General features: G+C 42.4%; 15 protein-coding genes. 5 read left to right on the plus strand and 10 right to left on the minus strand.

Going from position 1 to position 23,165, the window contains the following annotated elements; all coding sequences use genetic code 11:
* Positions 1-156 precede the first annotated feature (156 nt).
* The 3 genes from ABD128_RS00975 to gyrA form a co-directional block, all read right to left on the minus strand.
* Complete coding sequence (locus ABD128_RS00975; RefSeq protein ID WP_343985312.1) at positions 157-3,012, minus strand: TonB-dependent receptor; 2,856 nt, start codon at positions 3,010-3,012, stop codon at positions 157-159.
* 622 nt (positions 3,013-3,634) lie between these two features.
* Positions 3,635-4,720, minus strand: coding sequence for a 3-phosphoserine/phosphohydroxythreonine transaminase (gene serC / locus ABD128_RS00980; RefSeq protein WP_343985314.1), 1,086 nt, complete (start codon positions 4,718-4,720; stop codon positions 3,635-3,637).
* A gap of 47 nt (positions 4,721-4,767) precedes the next feature.
* Positions 4,768-7,377 carry a DNA gyrase subunit A gene (gene gyrA / locus ABD128_RS00985; RefSeq protein WP_343985316.1) on the minus strand — a complete coding sequence of 870 codons (2,610 nt, stop codon included), beginning with the start codon at positions 7,375-7,377 and terminating at the stop codon, positions 4,768-4,770.
* A 228-nt stretch (positions 7,378-7,605) separates the two neighbouring features.
* Between gyrA and ABD128_RS00990 the strand changes: the two genes are divergently transcribed.
* From ABD128_RS00990 to ABD128_RS01000, 3 genes are read left to right on the plus strand one after another with little or no spacing between them, the layout of a single operon-like run.
* On the plus strand, positions 7,606-8,961 hold the full coding sequence (locus ABD128_RS00990) for a TRZ/ATZ family hydrolase (protein ID WP_343985318.1): 1,356 nt from the start codon (positions 7,606-7,608) through the stop codon (positions 8,959-8,961).
* Between the two features lie 10 nt (positions 8,962-8,971).
* A complete protein-coding gene (gene ubiG / locus ABD128_RS00995; RefSeq protein ID WP_343985320.1) occupies positions 8,972-9,700 on the plus strand; it encodes a bifunctional 2-polyprenyl-6-hydroxyphenol methylase/3-demethylubiquinol 3-O-methyltransferase UbiG in 729 nt (242 codons plus the stop codon).
* A gap of 2 nt (positions 9,701-9,702) precedes the next feature.
* Positions 9,703-10,359 (plus strand): HAD family hydrolase, encoded by a 657-nt coding sequence (locus ABD128_RS01000; RefSeq protein WP_343985322.1) that lies wholly within the window; start codon positions 9,703-9,705, stop codon positions 10,357-10,359.
* Here ABD128_RS01000 and ABD128_RS01005 read toward each other — a convergent pair.
* Genes ABD128_RS01005 through pdsR form a run of 3 tightly spaced genes read right to left on the minus strand, consistent with a single transcriptional unit; the run spans position 10,356 to position 16,097 of the window.
* Positions 10,356-13,358, minus strand: a complete 3,003-nt coding sequence (locus tag ABD128_RS01005; RefSeq protein ID WP_343985324.1) for an EAL domain-containing protein — start codon at positions 13,356-13,358, stop codon at positions 10,356-10,358. The genes ABD128_RS01000 and ABD128_RS01005 overlap by 4 nt on opposite strands.
* A gap of 33 nt (positions 13,359-13,391) precedes the next feature.
* Complete coding sequence (locus ABD128_RS01010; protein WP_343985326.1) at positions 13,392-15,392, minus strand: ATP-binding protein; 2,001 nt, start codon at positions 15,390-15,392, stop codon at positions 13,392-13,394.
* Between the two features lie 12 nt (positions 15,393-15,404).
* Positions 15,405-16,097: a proteobacterial dedicated sortase system response regulator gene (gene pdsR, locus ABD128_RS01015; protein ID WP_343985328.1), complete on the minus strand. Its 693-nt coding sequence runs from the start codon at positions 16,095-16,097 to the stop codon at positions 15,405-15,407.
* A 125-nt stretch (positions 16,098-16,222) separates the two neighbouring features.
* Here pdsR and ABD128_RS01020 point away from each other — a divergent pair, with 125 nt between their 5' ends.
* Positions 16,223-16,978, plus strand: coding sequence for a YciK family oxidoreductase (locus ABD128_RS01020; RefSeq protein WP_343985330.1), 756 nt, complete (start codon positions 16,223-16,225; stop codon positions 16,976-16,978).
* Positions 16,979-17,000: 22 nt separating this feature from the next.
* Positions 17,001-18,554 (plus strand): Ppx/GppA phosphatase family protein, encoded by a 1,554-nt coding sequence (locus ABD128_RS01025; RefSeq protein ID WP_343985332.1) that lies wholly within the window; start codon positions 17,001-17,003, stop codon positions 18,552-18,554.
* Here the strand turns inward: ABD128_RS01025 and ppk1 are convergent.
* The 4 genes from ppk1 to scpB all read right to left on the minus strand — a co-directional run bounded on the left by ppk1 (position 18,548) and on the right by scpB (position 23,165).
* A complete protein-coding gene (ppk1, locus tag ABD128_RS01030; protein ID WP_343985334.1) occupies positions 18,548-20,608 on the minus strand; it encodes a polyphosphate kinase 1 in 2,061 nt (686 codons plus the stop codon). The two genes, ABD128_RS01025 and ppk1, sit on opposite strands and share 7 nt — an antisense overlap.
* A gap of 110 nt (positions 20,609-20,718) precedes the next feature.
* Positions 20,719-21,597 carry a 23S rRNA pseudouridine(2605) synthase RluB gene (rluB, locus tag ABD128_RS01035; protein WP_343985336.1) on the minus strand — a complete coding sequence of 293 codons (879 nt, stop codon included), beginning with the start codon at positions 21,595-21,597 and terminating at the stop codon, positions 20,719-20,721.
* Between the two features lie 89 nt (positions 21,598-21,686).
* Positions 21,687-22,190: a response regulator gene (locus tag ABD128_RS01040; RefSeq protein ID WP_425545665.1), complete on the minus strand. Its 504-nt coding sequence runs from the start codon at positions 22,188-22,190 to the stop codon at positions 21,687-21,689.
* Between the two features lie 123 nt (positions 22,191-22,313).
* The gene (scpB, locus tag ABD128_RS01045; protein ID WP_343985338.1) at positions 22,314-23,165 is read right to left on the minus strand and encodes an SMC-Scp complex subunit ScpB; all 852 of its coding nucleotides are present in this window, start codon (positions 23,163-23,165) and stop codon (positions 22,314-22,316) included.

Here is a 23,165-nt window from a genome sequence, read left to right on the forward strand (position 1 = left end):
ATCTAACGATTTGCTCGGCTATACAAATTTGCGCCACATTATCCAAGAAAATGCTTCAACTTTCATCCTATATACTAAGAATTCGAGATTTTATGTGGAAATATAAAAAAGGCCGCACAAGGCGGCCTAAGTATCTATAGGTTTTACTTCTTTATATTAGAAGTTTACTGAGAACCCTACACGAACCGTACTAGGACTCTGGTAGCTAGTAGGAGTAAGGTAGTTAGGGTTAGGATTGCCTGAATCAGTTTCAGCAGTTTCAACAACTTCGCGGTAAGTATCTGTAGTCCAAGCATTGAACATATCTAAACGGAATGTTAACGCATAGTCTTCACCCCAGTGAGGCTGGTACTGTAAACCTAAATCAAGCTCTTTAATGGAAGGAGTTCTACCACGGCTACCACGAGGTACCAAAACGCCGTTGTCATAGAACGATTCAGCTCCATAAGCAGCTGCAAATGCATCTGTTGGGTGAACACCAAACGCATTGACAGGACGACCAGACTGCCACAAGAAGTTATAGCTAAGCTGCCACTCATCCGCTAAACCAAAGCGACCGAATAACTTCAAAGTATGGCGGCGGTCGTTTGGTAGGTAACCGTAAGCACCGTCTAGTAGCCCTGGCTGGTCAAACAAGGTGGTTAAACCTGCATCGTCTTGACCATTATCGCTTCGTACAAAGCCTTCATTGTTACCATAGCTTTGAGACCATACGTATGAACCTTGCAATGCCCAATCTCCATCCCAAGGACGCTGGAAGTCAAACTTAATCGCGTTATATTTTCGAGTAGATTCAGGGTAACCTAATTGTTCTGCAGATAGATCTGCGAATTGCTCAAACTCAGGAAGATAAATTCTCATATCTTGACCAGGGTTTGTTAGCACGTACTGGTGAAAGCCGCCCCAAACATCAGCAGGGTCTTCACCGTCCACAGTTTGAGTTAAACCATTTTCAGCAGCCCAATCCAATACTGCAGCATCGATAGCAACATCTTCAAGCGTAGACTTTAGATCACGTCGAATGAACTGTACGCCTGCCGTAACGTTGTTTTCAAATGCCATCTCATAGCCAATTGAGTATTCGTCCTGATACATAGGATCTAAGTTCTGATTAACGATTGAACGCTCATCAGCCACTTCACCATTACCAAATACAGATACAGGGCCTAAAGGAGCGCCTATTATTGGACTATCATCAGCATTTAAACCTTCCAATTCTAGATATTGCTCAGTGAAGAATTCCGAACCTGCTAAACGAACATTTGTGTTAGTAGCGACAGGTAAATGATAACGACCATAGTTAGCAAATAACTTTGCAGAACCATCGCCATGGATATCCCAAGCCATACCTAATCGCGGTGCCAGCTGATCATCGATCTTAGTAAACGTATTACCATTAGCGTTTTTATTATCGAAGTATTCGTTACGTAAGCCTAAGGATAATGTTACGTCTCCAAGAGTCCAAATGTCTTCTATATATAACGCTCGAGATTTTGTGTCGAAATCACCGCCGTTGAAGTAGAAGCGCTCACGAACATTTTCTCCTGTGCTACTACCGGCATCATCGTTATATAACCAGTAAACACCACCAGAATACTGCTGAAGGTCAGATGCAGTATAGTTTTCCTCATCGAAGCCAAAACGCAGTTGATGATCGCCTAGATACCAATCGAAATCTAAACGGAATGCGTCCTTTTCGTCTTTAGATGTACCAACCAAGCCATTTGCCCAGTTACCTAAGTCACGACGAACGCCACCGCGGATATCAATAATTAACGGGTTACCATCGAGCGCACTATATGCTGTACGATCATACTCACTTTCACCATATAGTGCTCTAACACCTAGGTCACCAAACTGGCCGGTATAGCTTAAAATATGGTTGTCACCACCAGCATTCTGGAAAGCTATTCGAGGGTTACTACCATCTAAATCGGTTGTTACAAACTCAGAACTACTGCCATCAGAGAACCCTGTATATTCTAATAAATGATTCGCAGAAATTTGCCAATCTAGCTTCGCACCCCAGAAGGCATCATCGTTCGTACCTCTTTGAATTTGGCTACCACCACTTACAAGATCCTGAGTTTCATTATCGTTTGGGTTGTAAAGCGCATAGAAGAACAAAGTATCTTCAACAATTGCACCACTAGCATGTATTACTGCATTTTTAAAATCATCTTCATCTTGGCTATTATCAGTTAACACTGTGCCATCGCTTGGACGAACGATATCTCTACGGCCCTCACGTAAGCTATCTGGCTGCCAATAAAAATCAACGCCCCATTCAAACTCATTGGTACCTGACTTGGTTACAGCGTTGACAACACCACCTGTAGATCGGCCAAACTCAGCGCTATAACCACCGGTTTTCACTTGGAATGCTTCATAAAACTCAAAGGGAATAGTGCTTCCACCTAAGCCATTACGGAAGTTTGTAACGTTGAAACCGTTGATATAATATGCATTTTCACCAACCGTTGCACCACCAAACGACGGTAAGTTACCAAATGCTGAGTCTCCCTGTAGTGTACCTGGAGCTAATAAAGCTACCGCAGTAACATTTCGACCTACAGGCAAAACATCAAGTTCAGCTTCAGTAATGTTTAAAGCTGACTCTGATGTAGAGGTATCTAAACGAACTCTGCTTGAAGTAACAGTGACCGTCTCAACTCCCTCTTCAACAAGGTTTGCATCAATGTTTGCTCTTGTACCTATTGCTACACGAACTTCTCTCGTATACGTCTGGTAACCATCTTTAGAAATAGTTACCTTATACTGTCCGACTGGCAATGATGGGATCACATAATCTCCATCAGCATTAGTTTGAACTGTACGTACAAAGCCTGTGCTTTCATTAGTAACCGTTACGGTAGCGTTACCAACGGATACATCACCAGCAATCACACCATTAACATTACTAGCAGCATAAAGATTACTGCCTCCAAAGCCCAGCGCAACAACAACAGCTGTATGCGCAATAGCCTTTTTAAAGGAAATTGATTTCCCCATAGAATTGTCTCCTTGTTATTTGACAATGTTTTTTTATATCGCTTAGATTTTATAATCCTTAAAACCTAACCCCGTAACAAAACTAATGCTTTTAAGGAGTGAATGCAATAGGCAAAAAATACCCTTTTTCAGAATTTTAATAAGACACTGTAGTTGAAGTTAAAGATATAGATTTCAAAACCTTAGAGTTGTATCAGATCAGTGCACTTTGGATTTTCTCTTTGCCCCATATATAACAGCTTATAAGGATTTTTAAACAATTGTTTCAACACTGAATGAGCTGTGGAGTGCGTTTGTACTTTTATCCTTAACAAATACAAAAGATTTTAAAACCAATCTCAAAAGCGTGACGCGCGTCACACTTATTTTTGTGTTTATATTGAACTAAATTGTCCAGTTGAAAATTCCAAGCTGTTTATACTACTCAGTATGTACACCTGAGTTATTTGACTAACCCATAAACAGTTAAATTTATATAAGAAATAAAGAGCTGATTGAAGAAAGGAGTATTCGTATGAATATAAGTGTGGTTTTAAATAAGACGCGACTAACCAGCGGCTTAGGCTCACTTTTTACCTTTTGAACTCATCAAAAGATTACTTGATGTTAGCAGAGCGCAGGGCTAACTACGCTCAAACCGTTCCATAAACCGAATTAGTGTTTTGACGCCATCAAGCGTCATAGCGTTATAAATACTGGCACGTAGGCCACCGAAGGTTTTATGGCCTTTTAGTGCGATGAGGTGCTGTTCTCTGGCTTCTGCGAGGAACTGTTCTTCTTTGCTTCTGTCTTTCATCTGAATGGCGACATTCATAAATGAACGGGAGCCTTTGGCCACTGGCGAATGATAAAAATCAGATTGATCCACGAAATCATAGAGCAAGTTGGCTTTTTCTAGATTCTGACGATGCATTTCTTCAACGCCGCCCCGTTCCAATAACCACTCAAAAACTAAGCCGGCAAAATAAATACCGAAGCTTGGAGGAGTGTTAGGCATCGAACCTTTTTCCGAAACGTAAGGGTATTGGAATAAAGCTGGGACTCGCTCGGTCTGAAAACTTTCGAACAGGTCTTCACGAACAATCACCACCGTCATGCCAGATGGCCCTATATTCTTTTGGGCACCAGCATAAATTAAGGCATATTTTTCAATGTCGATAGGTCGAGACAGGATGTCAGAGCACATATCACTAACTAATTTGCCAGCAAAACGATTCGGATCATCTTGGAATTGAATGCCTACAATTGTTTCGTTTGATGTAAAGTGTAGATACTTTCCTTTTTCGTCTAACTTCCACTCATCTTCTGGGATCAGCTCCAATTGACCATCAGAGTTAGTACGAACGCCTTGCTCAACATGAATATCGTTAAAGCGCTTTGCTTCTTTGATACACATTTTTGACCAATGATCCATCTCAAGATAATTAGCCGTCTCGCCAGGGGCAAGAAAATTCATCGGCACCATAGAAAACTGATGCGATGCGCTACCATGCATGAATAACACTTTATAGTTAGCGGGGATCTTTAATAGCTTCCTAAAATTTGCTTCAGTGTTATCTAAAATCCCTTGGAAGTCTGGAGTACGGTGGCCCAGTTCCATCACTGAGCAACCGTAATTATTCCAATTGAGTAGTTCTTTTTGAGCCCGCTCTAATACTTCGGTTGGTATCGCGGCAGGCCCAGCACTAAAGTTAAATGCGCGAGTCATCTTCTCTCCAGTTATTAACTTTTAGCAAATTTAATCAATATTTAAGCTTATTCGTCTGTAGAGCTTTCGTCTGATTCAGATGCCTGGCTTTGCTCTTCAGCCTGTTCGCCCTCTTCATCATCCTCAACATCAAGCTCAACGATGCGCTGTAGTCCCACTAGGTCTTCGCCTTCATCCAATCGAATTAAGCGAACCCCTTGCGTATTACGGCCCATCACACGAATATCATCAACGCCAGTTCTGATTAGTGTGCCACCTTTACTGATCAGCATGACTTCGTCACCATCAATAACAGGAACAGCAGAGACTACCTGACCATTTCTTTCGCTCATCTGGATAGAAATCACACCTTGACCGCCACGTCCACGTAATGGGTGATCATCTACTGCTGTACGCTTTCCGTAACCATTTTCGGTTGCCGTTAAGATTGAGCAGTTGTCTTCCGCTACTAGCATTTGAATGACTTTAGCGCCATCAGGGAGCTTCATACCGCGAACACCACGTGCTGTTCTACCCATGGCACGAACAGCATCTTCGCCAAAGCGAATCACTTTGCCAGCATCACTGAATAACATGATTTCATCATCACCAGTGGTTTCCGCCACACCGATCAGCTCGTCATCATCAGCAATCGTCAAGGCGATAATTCCGTTGGCTCGAGGTCGCGAGAATTGCTCCAACGAAGTTTTCTTAACCGTACCGTTCGCAGTCGCCATAAATACAAATTTATCTTCTGAGTATTCACGAACCGGCAAAATTGCACTGATTTTTTCATCTTTTTCTAGTGGTAATACGTTAACAATCGGTTTACCACGCGAACCGCGACCAGCATTTGGCAACTCAAAAACTTTCAGCCAATAGACTTTTCCGCGTGTAGAGAAACACAAAATAGTATCGTGTGTCGAAGCAACAAGCAGGCGATCGATAAAGTCTTCGTCTTTCATTTTAGTTGCTGACTTACCACGACCACCACGTCTCTGAGCTTTATAATCAGAAAGTGATTGATACTTCACATAGCCCTCATGTGACAGTGTCACCACTACATCTTCTTCAGTAATCAAGTCGGCAATCGTTAAGTCTAGCTTACTATCCAGAATTTCAGAGCGGCGCTCATCACCATAAGCTTCTTTAACTTCTTCTAGCTCTTCACAAATCACTTCCAACAAACGTTCTTTGCTCATTAGGATATGTAGTAGCTCTTCGATCAAGCCTAGCAAGTCTTTGTATTCACTAATAATTTTATCGTGCTCAAGACCTGTCAGCTTATGTAGGCGTAACTCTAGAATTGCTTTGGCTTGCTCTTCAGATAGCTTGTAGAAGCCATCGTGGAAACCAAAATCAGCCGGCAAGTGCTCCGGACGGCAGGCTTCTGTTCCGGCTCGAGCTAACATATCCGCAACCTGACCAGGCGCCCAGTTACGGGTCATTAATTCTTCTTTAGCTTCCTTAGGTGTTGGTGATTGCTTGATCAGCTCAATAATTTCGTCAATATTGGCCAAAGCAATGGCTAATCCCTCTAATACATGAGCTTTTTCACGAGCTTTACGCAAGTCATAAATCGTACGACGTGTGACAACTTCTCGGCGGTGTGTCACAAAAGCATCGATAGCATCTTTAAGGTTAAACAGTCGTGGTTGACCATTATCTAGCGCAACCATGTTAATACCGAAGACATTCTGCATTTGCGACTGTGCATAAAGGTTATTCAAAACCACTTCTGGCACTTCACCTTTACGCAGTTCAATCACCATTCGCATACCGTCTTTATCCGACTCATCGCGAAGACCAGTAATACCTTCAATTTTTTTGTCTTTAACTAAATCAGCGATTTTTTCAATCAATCGAGCTTTATTTACCTGATATGGAAGCTCAGTCACGACAATCGAGTCTTTACCATTTTTAGGATCCGTTTCAACATGGCTACGGGCACGTAAGTAAATCTTGCCTCGGCCAGTATGGTAAGCATCAACGATACCAGCACGGCCGTTAATAATAGCTGCTGTTGGGAAGTCTGGGCCTTTCACGTATTCCATCAACTCGGTAATGGTAATGTCAGGATTTTCAATAAGCGCCAAACAGCCATCGATAACTTCATTTAAGTTATGTGGCGGAATGTTGGTCGCCATTCCAACCGCGATACCTGAAGAACCGTTAACCAATAAATTAGGGACTTTAGTTGGCAGTACCGTTGGCTCAGACTCGGAACCATCATAGTTATCTTCGAAATCGACAGTCTCTTTATCCAGATCTGCTAATAGCTCATGGGCCAATTTCATCATGCGAACTTCGGTATAACGCATGGCAGCCGCTGAGTCGCCGTCAATCGAACCGAAGTTACCTTGACCATCAACTAACATATAACGCAGGGAGAACGGTTGCGCCATACGCACAATGGTGTCATAAACCGCGGAATCGCCGTGGGGGTGATATTTACCAATCACGTCACCGACAACACGTGCCGACTTTTTGTAAGGCTTGTTAAAATCATTACCGAGTACATTCATGGCGTACAAGACACGTCTGTGTACAGGCTTAAGTCCATCACGAACATCTGGCAGTGCACGACCAACGATTACGCTCATGGCGTAATCCAAATAGGACATTTTTAATTCATCTTCAATGTTGACCGGCAGGATCTCTTTGGCAAGTTCACCCATTCTGAAAAACCCTTTAAATTCTGATAGTTATAGTTAGTAGCTCAAAGACATTATGCTTCGATTTAAGCAGAGAATTCTAACACAGACCTCTATTTTTCGCTAATTTTTATGATTAACTCCGTATGTTTTTTGAACGATTCAGCAATATATTTTTGATTGGTTAGGAATTAGGCTTTTGTTGAGTATAATGGCCTCTGATAACTCATTGATTATTGAAGTGAGAACGCTTTGAGCCAGACCGCGGAGCAAACAACCTTGAATCAAGTTGAACAGATCATTAGTCCAGAGTGGATTATCCCTATTAGTCATAATGGCCGATCACAACCGAAGCCATTAAAGCAACACTCCATAGCCATCAATAAGCAAAAAATCGTTGCTATTGCGCCAACCGATTCGCTATTGAAGAATTATCAAACTAAACATCACTTATCACTTCCAGGGCAAGCTCTATTACCAGGGTTTGTAAACTGCCACACCCACGCAGCCATGAGTTTGTTTAAAGGGTTGTCAGATGACTTGCCGCTGATGATGTGGCTTGAGAATCATATTTGGCCGGCAGAGAAAAAGTGGGTTGATGACAAGTTTTGTGAAGACGGCGTGACTTTAGCCATTGCTGAGATGTTGCTGTCTGGTACCACTTGCTTCAATGATATGTACTTTCAACCCAACATGACGGCCAAGGTTAGCCAAGATCTTGGTATGCGAGCCATGGTTGGCATGCTAATTTTTGATTTCCCTTCTGTATGGGGATCGGGCTGGGAAGCCTATCTCAAAAAAGGCTTGAGTTTACGTGATGACTATAAGCACAGTGATTTATTAAGCTTTGCTTTCGCGCCACACGCGCCTTACACCGTTTCTGACGAGCCGTTAAGCAAAGTCTCAACGCTAAGCAATGAACTATCGATTCCAGTTCACATGCACATCCATGAAACGCCGCATGAAATTAAAGAAAGCTTGTCGCAATATGGCAAACGGCCTTTAAAACGCTTACAAGAATTAGGGCTGGTAAACCCAAATCTAATTGCTGTGCACATGACTCAGCTACAACGCAACGAGATCGAAACCATAGCCAGTCATGGCGTTTCTGTGGTTCACTGCCCACAATCCAACATGAAGCTTGCGAGTGGAATCAGTCCGGTTCAAGATCTGATGACAGCTGGGATTAACGTGGCGCTAGGAACGGACGGTAACGCTAGCAACAATGACCTTAATATGTTCTCAGAAATGAAAACCGCCTCATTGTTAAGCAAAGTTTATACTGGCTCTGCACAGGCCTGCTCCGCCACCGATATTTTATACAGCGCAACCATGGGCGGTGCCAAAGCCCTTGGCTTAGAGGAAACCTGTGGTTCACTAGAAGTAGGCAAGGCTGCCGATATGGTGGCGATTAATCTCAACACTATTCAGTCACAACCGCTCTATGATCCTGTTTCACAAATCGTATATACTGCTGGGCGCGAACAAGTATCCCACGTTTGGGTTAATGGTAAACTACAGGTTAAAGATGGCCAGCTAACCCAGTTGGATCACGGCACACTCATTGCCATGGCAAAAAAGTGGCGCAACAAAATTCAAGACTCATAAGGCAAACCTCATGTCCGAAGCACAAGACAATCACAATCAGCCAAATGTTGATCCTCACGAAATCAACAAATTCGAACAAATGGCGTCTCGCTGGTGGGATAAAGAAGGCGACTTCAAGCCATTGCATGACATTAACCCATTACGTCTAAAGTTTATTAGAGATCGTGTTGGAAACTTAAGTGGCAAAAGAATCTTAGACGTGGGCTGCGGCGGTGGTATTTTATCCGAGGCTTTGGCCAAAGAAGGCGCAATTGTTACCGGTATTGATATGGGCGAGATGCCGCTGCAAGTGGCCAAGCTACATAAATTAGAGTCCGGCGTTGAAATTGATTACTTACAGTCCACTGCAGAAGATTTCGCCGAGCAACACCCTGGCGAGTTCGATGTAATTACTTGTTTAGAAATGCTAGAGCATGTGCCACAGCCCGACTCGATCATTAAAGCTTGTCGTAAGCTAGTGAAAAGCGATGGTGATGTTTTCTTCTCTACCATCAACCGTAATCCTAAAAGCTTTTTATTCGCAATTGTTGGCGCTGAATATGTACTGCAAATGTTGCCTAAGGGAACACACGATTTCAAAAAGTTTATTCGCCCTTCAGAGCTCGAAGCTTGGAGTCGCCCGAATGGATTGGCGTTTAAAAGTATCGAAGGCATGCACTACAATCCATTAACAAAAAAATACTGGATGAGTGATAATGTTGACGTGAACTATATTGTTCATACTCAACCTAGTTCATAAAGATGAAACAGACGATTACAGGGGTGTTGTTTGATTTAGACGGCACCTTGCTTGATACCGCTCCGGACATGGCGCTCGCACTTAATATTCAGCGTGAGCTGCATGACTTACCCCCGCTTCCTTATTCAGAAATACGCCCGTATGTATCTCATGGCGCTTTAGCTATGCTAAGAATTGGTTTTGCCATTGGCACTGACGATCAGAATTTTCAGGGCATGAGAGAGCAGTATTTACAGATTTACTCTGAGAATATTGCCGTGAAGACTCGACTTTTTGATGGCTTAGAGAATGTTCTCCAGACACTTGAAGAACGATCAATAATATGGGGCGTAGCTACAAACAAACCCGAGTTTCTAACACAGCCGCTACTAACACAATTGAAACTTGATAGAAGAGCATCGACGGTGATTAGTGGCGATACCATTGAGCCAAGAAAACCTAACCCAACGCCTCTGTTTGCGGCCTGTAAAGAAGCTGGATTAATACCTTCGCAGTGTATTTATGTTGGAGATGCTGAGCGCGATATCGCCGCAGGGCGTGGCGCTGGTATGAAAACAGTACTCGCTAACTGGGGCTATATTACTCCAGAGGATAACACTCAAAGCTGGGGGGCAGATGTCATTTTTGAAAGCCCGAAGGAGTTGCTTGAATTGCTTTAGTCAATGACTTGGTTAAATTTATGACTATTTAAATAATTTACCAAATCCTCTGGATAAAGCGGCTTTGAATACAAATACCCTTGTACATAGTCACAACCATACTTCATAAGTAACTTAATTTGCTCCATAGTTTCTACTCCTTCAACCACAGAGTTAAGCTTAAAGCTTTTTGCCAAACGCAAAATATTCTGAACAATGACTTTGTTATCAACGCCCCCATCAAGCGGTCTTTCTTCACCTAACGTGGTGATAAAAGACTTATCAATTTTAACTTTCGCAACAGGTAAGCTTGCTAAAAGGCTAATCGATGAGTAACCGGTACCGAAGTCATCAAGCGCACAGGTTACACCAATATTGGTCAATTGCTCGAGCAAGCTTTTCGATTTATCCAGGTCGATCATTGCTGCAGTTTCTGTTACTTCAATACCTATATGACTAGAAGAAACATCGTATTTATCCAACAATGACTCTAATACACTTAAAAAGTCATCCCTCAATAAATCTTTTGGGGAAACGTTAATCGATACTTTCAAAAAGTATTCTTGTGTTTTCCATTCTGCAACTTGCTTGATTGCAGACTCTAGCACCCAATTTGTTAAAGCATGTATTAAGTTTGTTTCTTCAGCTATATCAACAATAACATCAGGAGGAATATAGCCTCTTTCTGGATGCTCCCAGCGTAGCAAGCTCTCCATATATTGTACTTTCCCTGTGTAAGGCGAAAGAATCGGCTGATAAGCAAGTTTGAACTGATTAAACTCTATTGCTCGAATAATGTCTTTTTCAATTTGGTAGCGCTCTTTTGTGTTGACCGACTCACTTTTCTTATGAAACGCATAATTCTGCGTAGAGTTCTTTAGATGCTTGACAGTATTTTCAGCTAACCTAAGTAACTCTTCAGCCGTTTCACTATCTTCTGGATAAGAAACGATACCAGCTCTAAGCGTTACTTTTAAGTCGATTCCGTCAATCGTCACAATGTTACTGTATGCAAATAAAATATCTTCTACAAGTTTCGTAACTTTTAGATTATCGACATTATGTAGAACCCCAGCGAACTCGTCATCGCCCGCACGAGCAATGAAGCTGAACACTTTATTATATTTTTCTAGGGAGTTGGCGACTCGTTGGATGACCTTGTCACCAACCCAGTTGCCATGTGCACTATTGATGAGATGTAGTTTGTATATGTCGAAATATACTAGGGTTACCTGATCAATACTGCCCACATCTCCTGTTAACGATTGCTCAAGATATTTGAATAATGAATTTCGGTTAGGGAGCTCGGTCAATTCATCAAAATACGACAGTTTGTGCAGAGACATTTCTGAGTGCTTCTTGAGGCTTATATCACGAAAATTACTAACCACACCGTTGACATTTTCATCATGCACCAAATTAACTAAGGTGTTTTCAATCCAAATTGGCTCACCTGACTTTGTGAGGATCCTATACTCCGGGATTCTTACAACATTGCCTGGCTTTGATAGCAGCTTTTGCCAAGCTTTTTTTGCAATGTCTCTATCTTCTGGGAAGATAAAGTCAGCGCCTTTTAACCCAATAGCCTCATCTTCTAGATAACCGAGCAATTTATGTGCGCTGGCCGTTGCGAACTTCAAAACCCCCGCTTCATCATAAAGCGCAATACCCTCAAAGGCATTTTCCACCAGTGAGCGATAATAGTGTTCTTTTCGCTTAACCTCTGCTTTAAGCTCCCTGCGCTCAGTCACATCTCGAATAGTACCGATTTCCGATGACGGAGTACCATCGTCATTTCTCCTGAAAGCGACAGCATAGTTTTGGATATGTCTATATTTCCCAGACTTGTGCATAAGTCGAGCTTCTGAAAATATCACCTCACCTTTCGCTGAATTGACAATTTTCAATACCCGCTCTTTAAGTAAATGCTGATCATCGGGATGCACTATCGGTAAAAAACTTCGCCAATTTGTGAAAGTGTTTTCAGGATAACCTAATAGCCTGGATAGTCGCTCACGCCCCAAAATAAAATCTTCTCGATCAATATCAAAAGCATAGACAATGTCTGGAGTTGTTTTGAGGACTTCCCTTAAAAAGTCTTGGCTGCTTTTTAGCTCCAAAAACGTGTCTTCTCGGGTCTGTAACTCTCTAGCCGTGGTTATGAAAGAACCATCAAACTGGCGACTTATCGCGAGCTCATAGTCTTTGGCAGGCCCCACAATGGGAACATAGCTTACTTTTACCATTGTAGGAGTCTGTAAGCTGGAATTTTTATAAAATGGTAAAGTACTGTCGCCATTTGTGGCCTGTTCAAACTCTTGAATTCGCTTACCGATTAAGCCGCTTTTCGAAGCTCCAAGCAGTAGTGATGCGCTATGATTGATATCGAGAATCTTACATGACTGATCAAGCAAAAAAACCGGATCAGGCAAATTATTTAAAATTGTGCGACTTCGACTTTCTGTGTTTTTTAAAACTTTGATTTGATATTTAAGCTGCTCAATTTGATTTTCTAACCGCTCGGTATGTAATAATTGATTCAGTTGGGGGGCTATGAGTAGTGCAACATCCTCAATAACAGACTGATGTTGTTCGGTGAAGAAGCCTACATTCTCATCTTCGAAATCAATGACTCCTAACAGCTTACCGTCGTGAACTACAGGAACTGAGAGCTCAGAATAGGCGTTCTCTATATGTTCTAGCCAATAGTTGCACTCGGTTCGGTCCTTTATAATAAAAGTCTTTTGCTCCTCAGCCGCTCGACCTACTACGCCTGTACCTAAAGCAATTGGTTTTAATTTAAAAACTTCACTGGTAGAACTATTGATATAAGAGGTGCAGAGTAGTTGATTGTGAGATTTCTCAAAACGGAAAAAGGCACAGTCAAAGCTTTTTATACGAGAGTATAAAACCTTGACTAGTGTATCAGTTGCCTGCTGAAAGCTCTCGCAACTGAGTAACTTTTGAGCGATATCAAGCAGCATATCTTGATGGTTTGAGTATTCTATAACTTTTTCCATTAAGCCCTTTTATACCATCCTAATGCAGAACTCTTAGTGGGTAAAATGTTTATTCTTCCAACTTATTACAATACTAACTCCACCTTGATCTATGTGATTTTTGGCTACTATATGACCATTATGGAAATTAGCAATTAGTTTCGCTAAATATAACCCTAAACCAAGGTGTCCCCCTGAGTTCTTACGGCTAGAGTGCATTAAGCTAAAAACTGATTTCAGAGACTTCCTTTCAATCATAGCGCCTCTGTTGGATACTTCAAATACCAGACGCGAATCTTCTTTTTTAAGAATCAGCGTTATAGGTTCCGATTTATCATCAAAATCCACCGCATTTGTAATGAGCTTATCAACCATTTGAACGAATAAGTCCCTTGACCCGGTTATCTCAACCTCATCAAGGCTAGTCCTAAATTCAAAGCGGTGCTGAGGCCAGTTAGTGGCATAGGCATGTGTCAAATCTTTCACAATATTGACAACATCAAATATATCTTTTTCCGCACTCTTAATCGCCTGCTCTAATCGTGTCGCCTCGCTTAACCGGCTTAACGTTTGGCTCATTCTGCTCGCTCCTGACTGAGCCGTATGCAACATTTGAGCGTCTAGCTCAGATAAATTATCAATACTTAGGTTATCTAACGAGCTCCGAATTATTGCGATGGGTGTACGCAACTCATGATTCAGTCGGGCCACCAGCTTTTCTTGATAATCGTGATGTTGCTTCAATCTGGTGGTCAGCTGCGAGAAGGTGTTGTTTAAATCAGCGACTTCATCATCATAAGATTCTTCGCGCTGAATCACGTGGCGAATCTGCCCTTGCTCTGTCACTGCTTCTTCAGTGATATCTCTAAGCTCAACAATCCTGCGACTGTAATCTTTACTTGATTGATAAAGCCACCAAACCATTAACACCCAGAATAACAGCATTAATAGCAACATCCTTAACCAGAAATCACGCAAGTAAAGCTTATGGTTAATTGCGGAGGATTCAATAATCATAGCTCCAATGACTTGGTCACCGTCATATAAGGGCTTCAAAATACGAGAATATGCAAGCAGACTGCCCTCGTTGACCAACTGCTCTTGAGCTTGTCCCATTAGCGCCTTATCCAGCTCTTCGCTAGATAAACTCACTTTACTGCCTTTAGTTTCAATTGGGCTCAAGTCGCTCAACCATAAACGGTTACGCCAATGCCCTTTTATATCTTGATGTGGCTGTCCGTATCCATAAACAATATCACCATTTAAATTGGTCACCATGACACGGTAATCATCGGCGCTAAGCCTCGACAAGGCCCCTACGCTGAGCATGCTGTTGAGTGCAACCTGCTCAAAGTTTGTAAACGAATACAACCCCTGTAGTTTGGGTCCGGCTTCAGTTTGGTCAACGTCATGGACCTCTGCGCTGAACATGGTTCCGACTAAGTCGCGGGGGAGTCTAGCCTCCAACTGATAACCATTTGTAGTTTCTTGCCACACAGCATAAACCGAGTTTATTTCTATAACTCCGGTACTGGTTTGACGCAAAGCGGCGACTTTGCCTGGTGCGATCGGGACAAACTGTAGACGAAAACTATCTAATTGGAGTTCAATTTTGTCTGATTTCCCAGTGACGTCTAGGTTTTGCCGGTACACAATATCGTCGTCTTCAACCGACAATAAAATATAGAAATGTTGTTGATCTTCTACCAAACTAAGCTCGGCTTTCTGTCCAAAGTTCTGAATTCTTTTGGCAAAGCCATGGTAGGGATACCACTCATCAGAATAGCCATCAATTAATATGCCGGTTTCGCGCAGAGCGACATTTAGACCTGGCTTCACACCATCAGCGTCTAACTTGTGCCTAAAGTTATTATCGTGTTGGATTAATTGCTCAAAAAAACTACGTAGGTTGTTGGCCTGCTGAGTGGTTTGCTGGAAGTTATCACGCTCTAAGTCACTCTCAAACTTACTGTCAATAAGCCAACTTGCGAGCGGAATAAGCCAGAAAACGCAGCTGATTAACAGAATTCGCCATTTGAGGGATAAGGACTTCATAATTACTTAGGCTTAAGCCTGATTCCAGCGATAGCCCATACCATAGACGGTTTCAATTGAGTCAAACTCCTTATCAATTCGCTGAAACTTCTGTCGAATACGTTTGATGTGAGACGTAATGGTACTATCATCGACCACCGCTTTTACGGCTTGCATCAGCTGCTCTCGATTTTTCACATGCCCAGGACGTGATACCAGCGCATTGACAATCCAAAACTCGCTCACCGTCAGATCAACCAGTTGACCACTCCATTTTACGCTGAGTCTTTCATTATCAATCTCAAGTGAGCCAACCTCATGGATAGCATTTGCATTTGGTGTGGTCTGCAACGAATCAAGACGTCTAAACAGTGCGGAAATGCGGGCCAGCAAGTGTGGCAAACTGATATCTTTGGTTAAATAATCATCAGCCCCCAAGCGTAGTCCTGAAATAATATCCAGATCGCTGTCCAACGCTGTTAAAAAAATAATTGGCAATTGTGTCGACTTTTGACGCAAGCCACGACAAATTTCAAATCCCGCTTCCTGCTCATTACCTAAACCGATATCGAGCAAGACTAAGTCAGGCAAGCGGTTTGCAAACGCTTTTTCAGCTTCTTGCTTGCTTTCATAAACCACCACCTCATAGCCTGCTTTTTTCAGCGCCATACTGTAGTTTTGTTGTAATAAAGGTTCGTCTTCTACGACTGCAATTCGCTTAGCCATGGATTTTCCTAATGATTTACTGGTCTTTCAATCGACCCAACCTACTGGTAAATTGTCGATTGGGTATATGTCCTAAGTAAGGTAAAATAACTTCACCTAATAATCCACCGATTTAAGACTTTTTGATGCAAAACTACCAACCCAGTGATAATTTCCTTAAAGACAAGGTCATTCTTGTCACAGGCGCAACCGATGGAATCGGTAAAGAAGTTGCTTTTGAATACGCCAAACATGGCGCAACGGTTATCTTATTGTCGCGCGATACGCGTAAGCTAGAAAAGGTTTATGATGAGATTGAAGCTCTAGGCTACCCTCAGCCAGCTTACCTGCCGGTCAACTTACAGGACAACTCTCCTGAAACCTATCAAAAAGTCGCGGAAGTGATCGAAAAAGAGTTTGGCCGATTAGACGGATTATTGCATAACGCGGGCGATCTTGGGCTATTAAGCCCCTACGAGCACTTTGACGATGAAACTTGGTTCCGTGTAATGCAGATTAACGTCAACGCGCCATTCTTATTGACGAAATATTGTATCCCATTACTTAAAAAATCAAAAAGCTCATCATTGGTGTTCACTTCATCAGGTGTCGGCCGACAAGGCCGTGCTTACTGGGGAGCCTACGCCGCTTCGAAATTTGCTAATGAGGGCATGATGCAAACACTGGCGGATGAGTTGGAAACCAGTAGCGTTCGAGTAAATAGCCTTAACCCTGGCGCTACCCGTACAAAAATGCGTGCCAACGCTTATCCAGGCGAAGATCCGCAAACACTACCAACACCTCAAGACATTATGCCAGCTTACCTTTGGCTAATGGATGATGCCTCCGCGGAGGCTAACGGCGAAGCTATAGATGCGAGAGATTTTATAAAGAAGTCTTAACATGAAGAAAAGGGATTAATCGTTGAAAAGCGCTCTTACACAGCAGGTATTAACAACAGACTCTAACGGTCTAGAGCATGTCGCGCCTACGCAATTCGCTGCGATTGATCTCGGCTCAAATAGCTTCCACCTAGCGGTTGCAGAATTTGATGGGCACACATTAAGAGTCATCAGTCGATTGAAAGAGAAAGTACAGCTCGCCGCCGGTCTTGATAAAGATGGTCAGCTGTCCGCTGAAGCCATTGAACGTGGCTTAAATTGCCTGAAGCTTTTTTCTGACAGAATTCAGGATATCGATAAAGATTACATTACCATCGTAGGCACCTACACACTTCGTAAAGCTCAGAATGCTTCAACCTTTGTCAAACAAGCTGAGGCTATTCTCAACCATCCAATCGATATTCTTCCGGGCCGCGAAGAGGCTCGTCTTATCTATGATGGCGTATCACACAACCACCCCGACTTAAAGCGTGCTCTAGTGATCGATATCGGCGGGGGTAGCACTGAAATCATACTTGGTGAAAACTTCACTTCTGAGATACTGGATAGTTTGGAAGTGGGTTGTGTGACTACTAAGAAATGCTTCCCTGACAACCGTATTACCGAAGAGTATTTTAATCAAGCAGTAATCAATACTTCAATTGCCGTATCTGAGGTTAAGAAGTTTTATAAAAACGCCTCATGGGATCACTGCCTAGGATCTTCAGGCAGTATTGAATCTATTTATAATGTCCTCGAGAATTTAAATCTCACTCAGGGCTTCATAACTCTTGAGCATTTAAAGTACCTTAAGCAAAAGCTCATTGAAATAGGTGACTTTGAACAGGTTAACTTTTCCGTGTTGACTGAAAGCCGAAAAAGCACTTTTGCCTGTGGCGTCGCCATACTCTACGCCCTCTTCGAGACTTTGAATATCGATAAAATGCATGTAGCCAACGCCTCGTTGCGCGAAGGGATCCTGCTAGAACTGGCCGAAGAACTAAAAGGTAACGATATTCGCCATCAGACTGCAACAAGCCTGATGAATCGCTTCAACATCGATCAAGAACATGCCAAGCAAGTGCAGCAAAGCGCTCAATGTATTTTCGACCAGACCGCGGATCTCTGGGGCATCTACGACCCTATTTACAAGAATTATTTAGATTGGGCATGTCAGTTACACGAAATTGGACTGTCGATCAGTTTTTCAAAACTGCGCATGCACAGCGCCTATATTGTGCAATACGGTGATATGCCTGGATTCAGCCAGCAAACTAAAGACTCTTTAGCCGCCATTATTTCTAATCAAAAGAAAAAACTTCATATCGACCAACTCGATAATAAATACGATCCTAAACAGGCTTTATTATCAGTGGTTCAAATTTTAAGGTTAGCGATAATTTTTAACGTCAAACGCGACAGTCATAACATCCAAGACTTAGAATTTAAAGCCGGTGACAATCATCAGCTATTAATTCGTATTCCGAAAAGCTGGGCGGATGACCAGCAACTCATCATCGCAGAATTACAAAGAGAATCTGCATATTTGGACTATCACGGTATCAAGTTAGACATCGAGATTGTTCACTCTCAATAAGAAAGCTTGTCTAATAATAATTGCTGCACCTTTTCATTGGGCTTTCCTCTGCAGAATAACTGATAGTCTCCATCTGCTTTTAAAATCCAGCTCTGCTCAGAGTCATTCAACATCAACTCCAACTCATTCAGCACTCTACGCTTGATATTTTCTTGAAGAATGGGGAAGCATGTTTCTACACGATTATACAAATTACGTTCCATCCAGTCCGCGGAGGCTGCGTACAAATGCTCTTTCCCGTTATCATAAAAATAGTAAACACGAGAGTGCTCTAAAAAACGACCAATAATAGAGCGAACCTGAATATTTTCTGATAGTCCTTTGATGCCGGGTGATAAGCAGCATATTCCTCGCACGATAAGCTGTATTTCCACACCAGCATTGGAAGCTTTATAAAGTGCCTCAATCAGCGATTGATCAGTTAAAGAGTTCAATTTGATGATCATTCGTGCTTTCTTACCCGAAGCCGCATTGATAGTTTCACGCTCTATGGCCTTAAGAAGGTTGCTATGAAGAGTGAAAGGCGCGTGCCATAACTGATTTAATTGGTAAACTTTGCCCATACCTGTCAGCTGCTGAAATACCTTATGAACGTCTTCACAGATATCAACATTAGTCGTTAACAGACTGTAATCCGTATAAAGACGAGCATTTCCTGCATGATAGTTGCCGGTCCCAAGGTGCGCAAAACGCTGCAGCTTATTGTGTTTTTGATTCTTTCGCACCACCAGTGTCATTTTGGCGTGAGTTTTATAACCAACCACCCCATAAACAACCAAAACGCCAGCCTCTTGAAGCTTTTGTGCTAGCTCTATATTATCCGCTTCATCAAACCGCGCTCTAAGTTCAACTACAGCCGTGACTTCCTTACCCGCCTGTGATGCTTCAATTAAAGCTTCTACGATAGATGATTGACTACCGGTACGGTATAACGTTTGTTTTATTGCTAACACACTCGAATCTTTAGCTGCTTGCCGAACAAAATCAACTACTGGCAGGAAGCTTTCATAAGGATGGTGCAGCAAAATATCCTGCTCTAGCAAAACGTCCAAAATATCACGACGGTGCAATTCGCTAGGTATTTTTGGCGTAAAGCCATCGAACTTTAAGTCAGGTCGATCGACAAGGTCGGGCAGTAACATTAGGCGATTTAAATTCACCGGTCCATTAACACGATAAAGCTCTTCGGCCGTTAAATTGCACTTTTGTAGAAGGAAGCTCACAATTTTGTCAGGACATTGCTTTCCCACTTCGAGTCTAACGGCTGCTCCAAAATTTCTTGACTGTAGTTCACGTTTAAGGGCACTCGCCAGATCTTCGTTGGAGTTTTCTTCTAACAGTAAGTGACTGTCTCGGGTAAGTCGAAACTGGTAGCAACCATGGATATCCATACCCGGGAATAAGTCCTGTGCAAATTCTGACACTATCGATGATAGGTAAACAAAGTTATGCTGCTTAGAGCCACCAACGCTTTCAGGCAGTTCAATAATTCGTGGCAAAGAACGTGGCATGTGCAAAACCGCATACTCCAAATTTCGCCCAAAAGCATCGTTACCATGTAAGTGTAATAGAAAGTGCAAACTCTTATTGACCAAACGTGGGAATGGGTGGGTTAAATCAAGACTGATAGGACTGATAACAGGAATAACCTGATGTTTAAAATACTTTTTTAACCACAGACACTGTGCTTCATTCCATTCATTTGCAGGTAAAAACTGTATTGACTCATCAGCTAGCTTAGGCAATAACTCATCATTGAAAATTCGGTACTGTTCATCAACTAGCTGGTGCGCGCGCAAATTAATCTCTTTTAATACCTCTTCCGCGGAGGCACCGTTGAGACTCGGCTTGGTATTTCCCCGAGCTAAATCATGTCGTATACCGGCCACGCGGACTTCGAAGAATTCATCTAAATTATTGCTACAAATAAAAATAAAGCGAATGCGCTCTAGAAGGGGAATAGTAGGGTCGAGAGCTTGCTGCAATACTCGCTTATTAAAGGCCAGCAAACTCAGCTCTCGATTCAAATAGTATTTTCGATCTTTTAAATTCATTCCATTAAGCTTACCAAAAGATTGAAGGTGGCACTTGGCCTTTTTCCTTGAGGGTCTTATACGAAAAAAGCCACCACGCATTAGCTACGAAGTGGCTTTAATCGGAAGAGTTAGTGCCTTCTCCAAATATTCTTACGTTGGCTGCCTTTTGGCTTTGGTTGTTCTTTACGAGGATTGACATCTAACTTCACCAATTCAGCAACTTTGTTGATTTGGTCTGCAGTCAAATCCATCCAACGGCCTCGGCTTAGGCTCTTAGGAAGCTCAACTGGCCCATACTCGATTCGTATAAGACGCGAGACATCAACATCCTGCGACTGCCATAACTTACGAACTTCACGGTTTTTGCCCTCGGATAAGCCCACATCAAACCACTGATTAGCACCCTCGCCCCCACCTGGCTGGATGAAGTTAAATTTACACAAGTCGCCATCAATAAGAACACCATCTTTCAGGTTCTTGATCATTTCATCAGTAACTTCACCATGAATACGCACCGCATATTTACGTTCAACCTGATATGAAGGATGCATTAATCGGTGCGCAAGTTCGCCGTTGTTCGTGAATAGCAATAAACCTGTAGTATTAATGTCCAAGCGACCAATACTAATCCAGCGACCAAAACTAGTCCTAGGTAAACTTTCAAATACGGTCGGTCTGCCTTCTGGATCTTTTTGCGTGGAAACCTCGCCAAGCGGCTTATGGTAGGCGATGATCCGAGTGTATACTTCATCAGAAGGCTTTATTTTGATAACTCGCCCATCAACACGAATAGTATCCTTATCACTTGCCCTTTCGCCTAAGCTGGCAATGGAACCATTAACACTGACACGCCCATCAGCAATCCATTTTTCCAGCTCCCGACGCGAGCCTAAGCCAGCATTAGCTAGAATTTTCTGAAGTTTCTCCGTCTTTTCGGATCGTGACTTAGCCTCACTTTTTGGTTTGTGTTCACGATCCTGCTTAGACATGCTCTTTTCTTTAGACATAAGGGGTCTTCATCAATCAGTATTAATACAATTTTAGGCGTTTAGGAGCGTACAGTCGAGAGCAACTGTACTTATTTTCAAGGAATGTCTTAAGAAGACGTGCGTCGGATGCGTTTATCTGGGCCAATAAAGTTCTCAATTCGATGAAAAACCTCATACCGTGAAAAAGGTTTTTTCATAAAATCATCAGCACCGATCCGTTCAGCGTAATACTTTTCAGTAGCAATGACGTTACCACTGATCATAATTACTGGGATATTTTGTGTTTTAGGATCTTTACGTAACTCTCTCAAGGCTTGAAAACCGTTGATACCAGGAAGAACGATATCGAGGAAGATTAAATCGGGTAAATGTTGTTTGGCTAATTTCAATCCTGCTTCAGCATCAAGCGCAATGCCAACTTCATATTGATTTTGTATCAACATTTTCTTCAATAAGACACAAACTGTTTTAGAGTCATCAATAATCAGCATTTTGGTACCTGGGCGAGCATTTACGCGATTACTTTGTCGTCTATCAGAGTGCTCCAAATTATCAGCAGACTCGGATAGCCCAGATGATAGCGTAGAACGAATTTTATCTAGAAACCCCAAGCTAGCCCCCAGCGATTAGCGTCATAAATTTGAATATGTTTTTGTTAATGAACGATTATATACAAAATTTTAAGCAAAAAACCACGATCAGCTACTCAGTTAGCAGCTTTACTTTATTTACTTTTAATGAAGCTCCGTGGGCTTGAGGCTTGTATCGCTTTCTTCTTCACCTTCACTAGAGCCAGAATCTAGAGTACTAGCACCACCCTCGTCTACGCCCCTGTCTTCCACATCAGACTCTTCCGTAGAGAGGCGTTGGATAGAATTTGCCTCATCAACCTCTTTTGGTTCAGACGAATCGTCACTGTCTACAGACTTCTCTTCATCCCTCGAGGCTAAGTCAACTTCTGAATCTTCCATTGCTTCGATGTGAGTCTTTTCGTTTCTTGATTCCGTAACATCTTGAGCTTCATCGTCACTATCAAATTTTAATTCAGGGTTAAGGTTATCCAAGTCTTTGATTTCCGCTAAAGACGGCAACTCATCCAAGCTTTTCAAGCCAAAGTAATCTAAAAACTGTTTGGTTGTAGCATATAGCGCTGGCTTTCCAGGCACATCACGATGCCCCACCACACGAATCCACTCGCGCTCCAATAAGGTTTTTACAATCGAAGAGCTCACACCCACACCACGAACTTGCTCAATATCACTACGTGTAGTTGGTTGACGATAAGCGATGAGTGACAATGTCTCTAATAAAGCGCGTGAATATCGAGAAGGACGCTCTTCCCATAGTCGAGCAATCCATTCGGCATAATCTTGACGTGCTTGATAGCGAAAACCTGTCGCCACTTCCACTAACTCAACACCACGCCCTTCACATTCGTTTTGTAAAATGTCGAGGGCTTTAGTAACGTCCGAAGTTTTGACTTTCTCTTCTTCAGCAAACAATTCAACTATTCGATCTTTTGATAAAGAACTACCCGCAGCTAAGAGTGCCGCTTCAATAATGCATTTTATTTTATCTATATTCAT

The sequence above is a fragment of the Kangiella japonica genome (assembly GCF_039523535.1).
Classification (GTDB): Bacteria; Pseudomonadota; Gammaproteobacteria; order Enterobacterales; family Kangiellaceae; genus Kangiella; species Kangiella japonica.

What these genes read in the sequence shown, in the direction of transcription:
- ABD128_RS00975 (WP_343985312.1), bottom strand. Translation starts at nt 3,012, where the DNA reads ATGGGGAAATCAATTTCCTTTAAAAAGGCTATTGCGCATACAGCTGTT.
- serC (WP_343985314.1), bottom strand. Translation starts at nt 4,720, where the DNA reads ATGACTCGCGCATTTAACTTTAGTGCTGGGCCTGCCGCGATACCAACC.
- gyrA (WP_343985316.1), bottom strand. Translation starts at nt 7,377, where the DNA reads ATGGGTGAACTTGCCAAAGAGATCCTGCCGGTCAACATTGAAGATGAA.
- ubiG (WP_343985320.1), top strand. Translation starts at nt 8,972, where the DNA reads ATGTCCGAAGCACAAGACAATCACAATCAGCCAAATGTTGATCCTCAC.
- ABD128_RS01000 (WP_343985322.1), top strand. Translation starts at nt 9,703, where the DNA reads ATGAAACAGACGATTACAGGGGTGTTGTTTGATTTAGACGGCACCTTG.
- ABD128_RS01005 (WP_343985324.1), bottom strand. Translation starts at nt 13,358, where the DNA reads ATGGAAAAAGTTATAGAATACTCAAACCATCAAGATATGCTGCTTGAT.
- ABD128_RS01010 (WP_343985326.1), bottom strand. Translation starts at nt 15,392, where the DNA reads ATGAAGTCCTTATCCCTCAAATGGCGAATTCTGTTAATCAGCTGCGTT.
- pdsR (WP_343985328.1), bottom strand. Translation starts at nt 16,097, where the DNA reads ATGGCTAAGCGAATTGCAGTCGTAGAAGACGAACCTTTATTACAACAA.
- ABD128_RS01020 (WP_343985330.1), top strand. Translation starts at nt 16,223, where the DNA reads ATGCAAAACTACCAACCCAGTGATAATTTCCTTAAAGACAAGGTCATT.
- ppk1 (WP_343985334.1), bottom strand. Translation starts at nt 20,608, where the DNA reads ATGAATTTAAAAGATCGAAAATACTATTTGAATCGAGAGCTGAGTTTG.
- rluB (WP_343985336.1), bottom strand. Translation starts at nt 21,597, where the DNA reads ATGTCTAAAGAAAAGAGCATGTCTAAGCAGGATCGTGAACACAAACCA.
- scpB (WP_343985338.1), bottom strand. Translation starts at nt 23,165, where the DNA reads ATGAATATAGATAAAATAAAATGCATTATTGAAGCGGCACTCTTAGCT.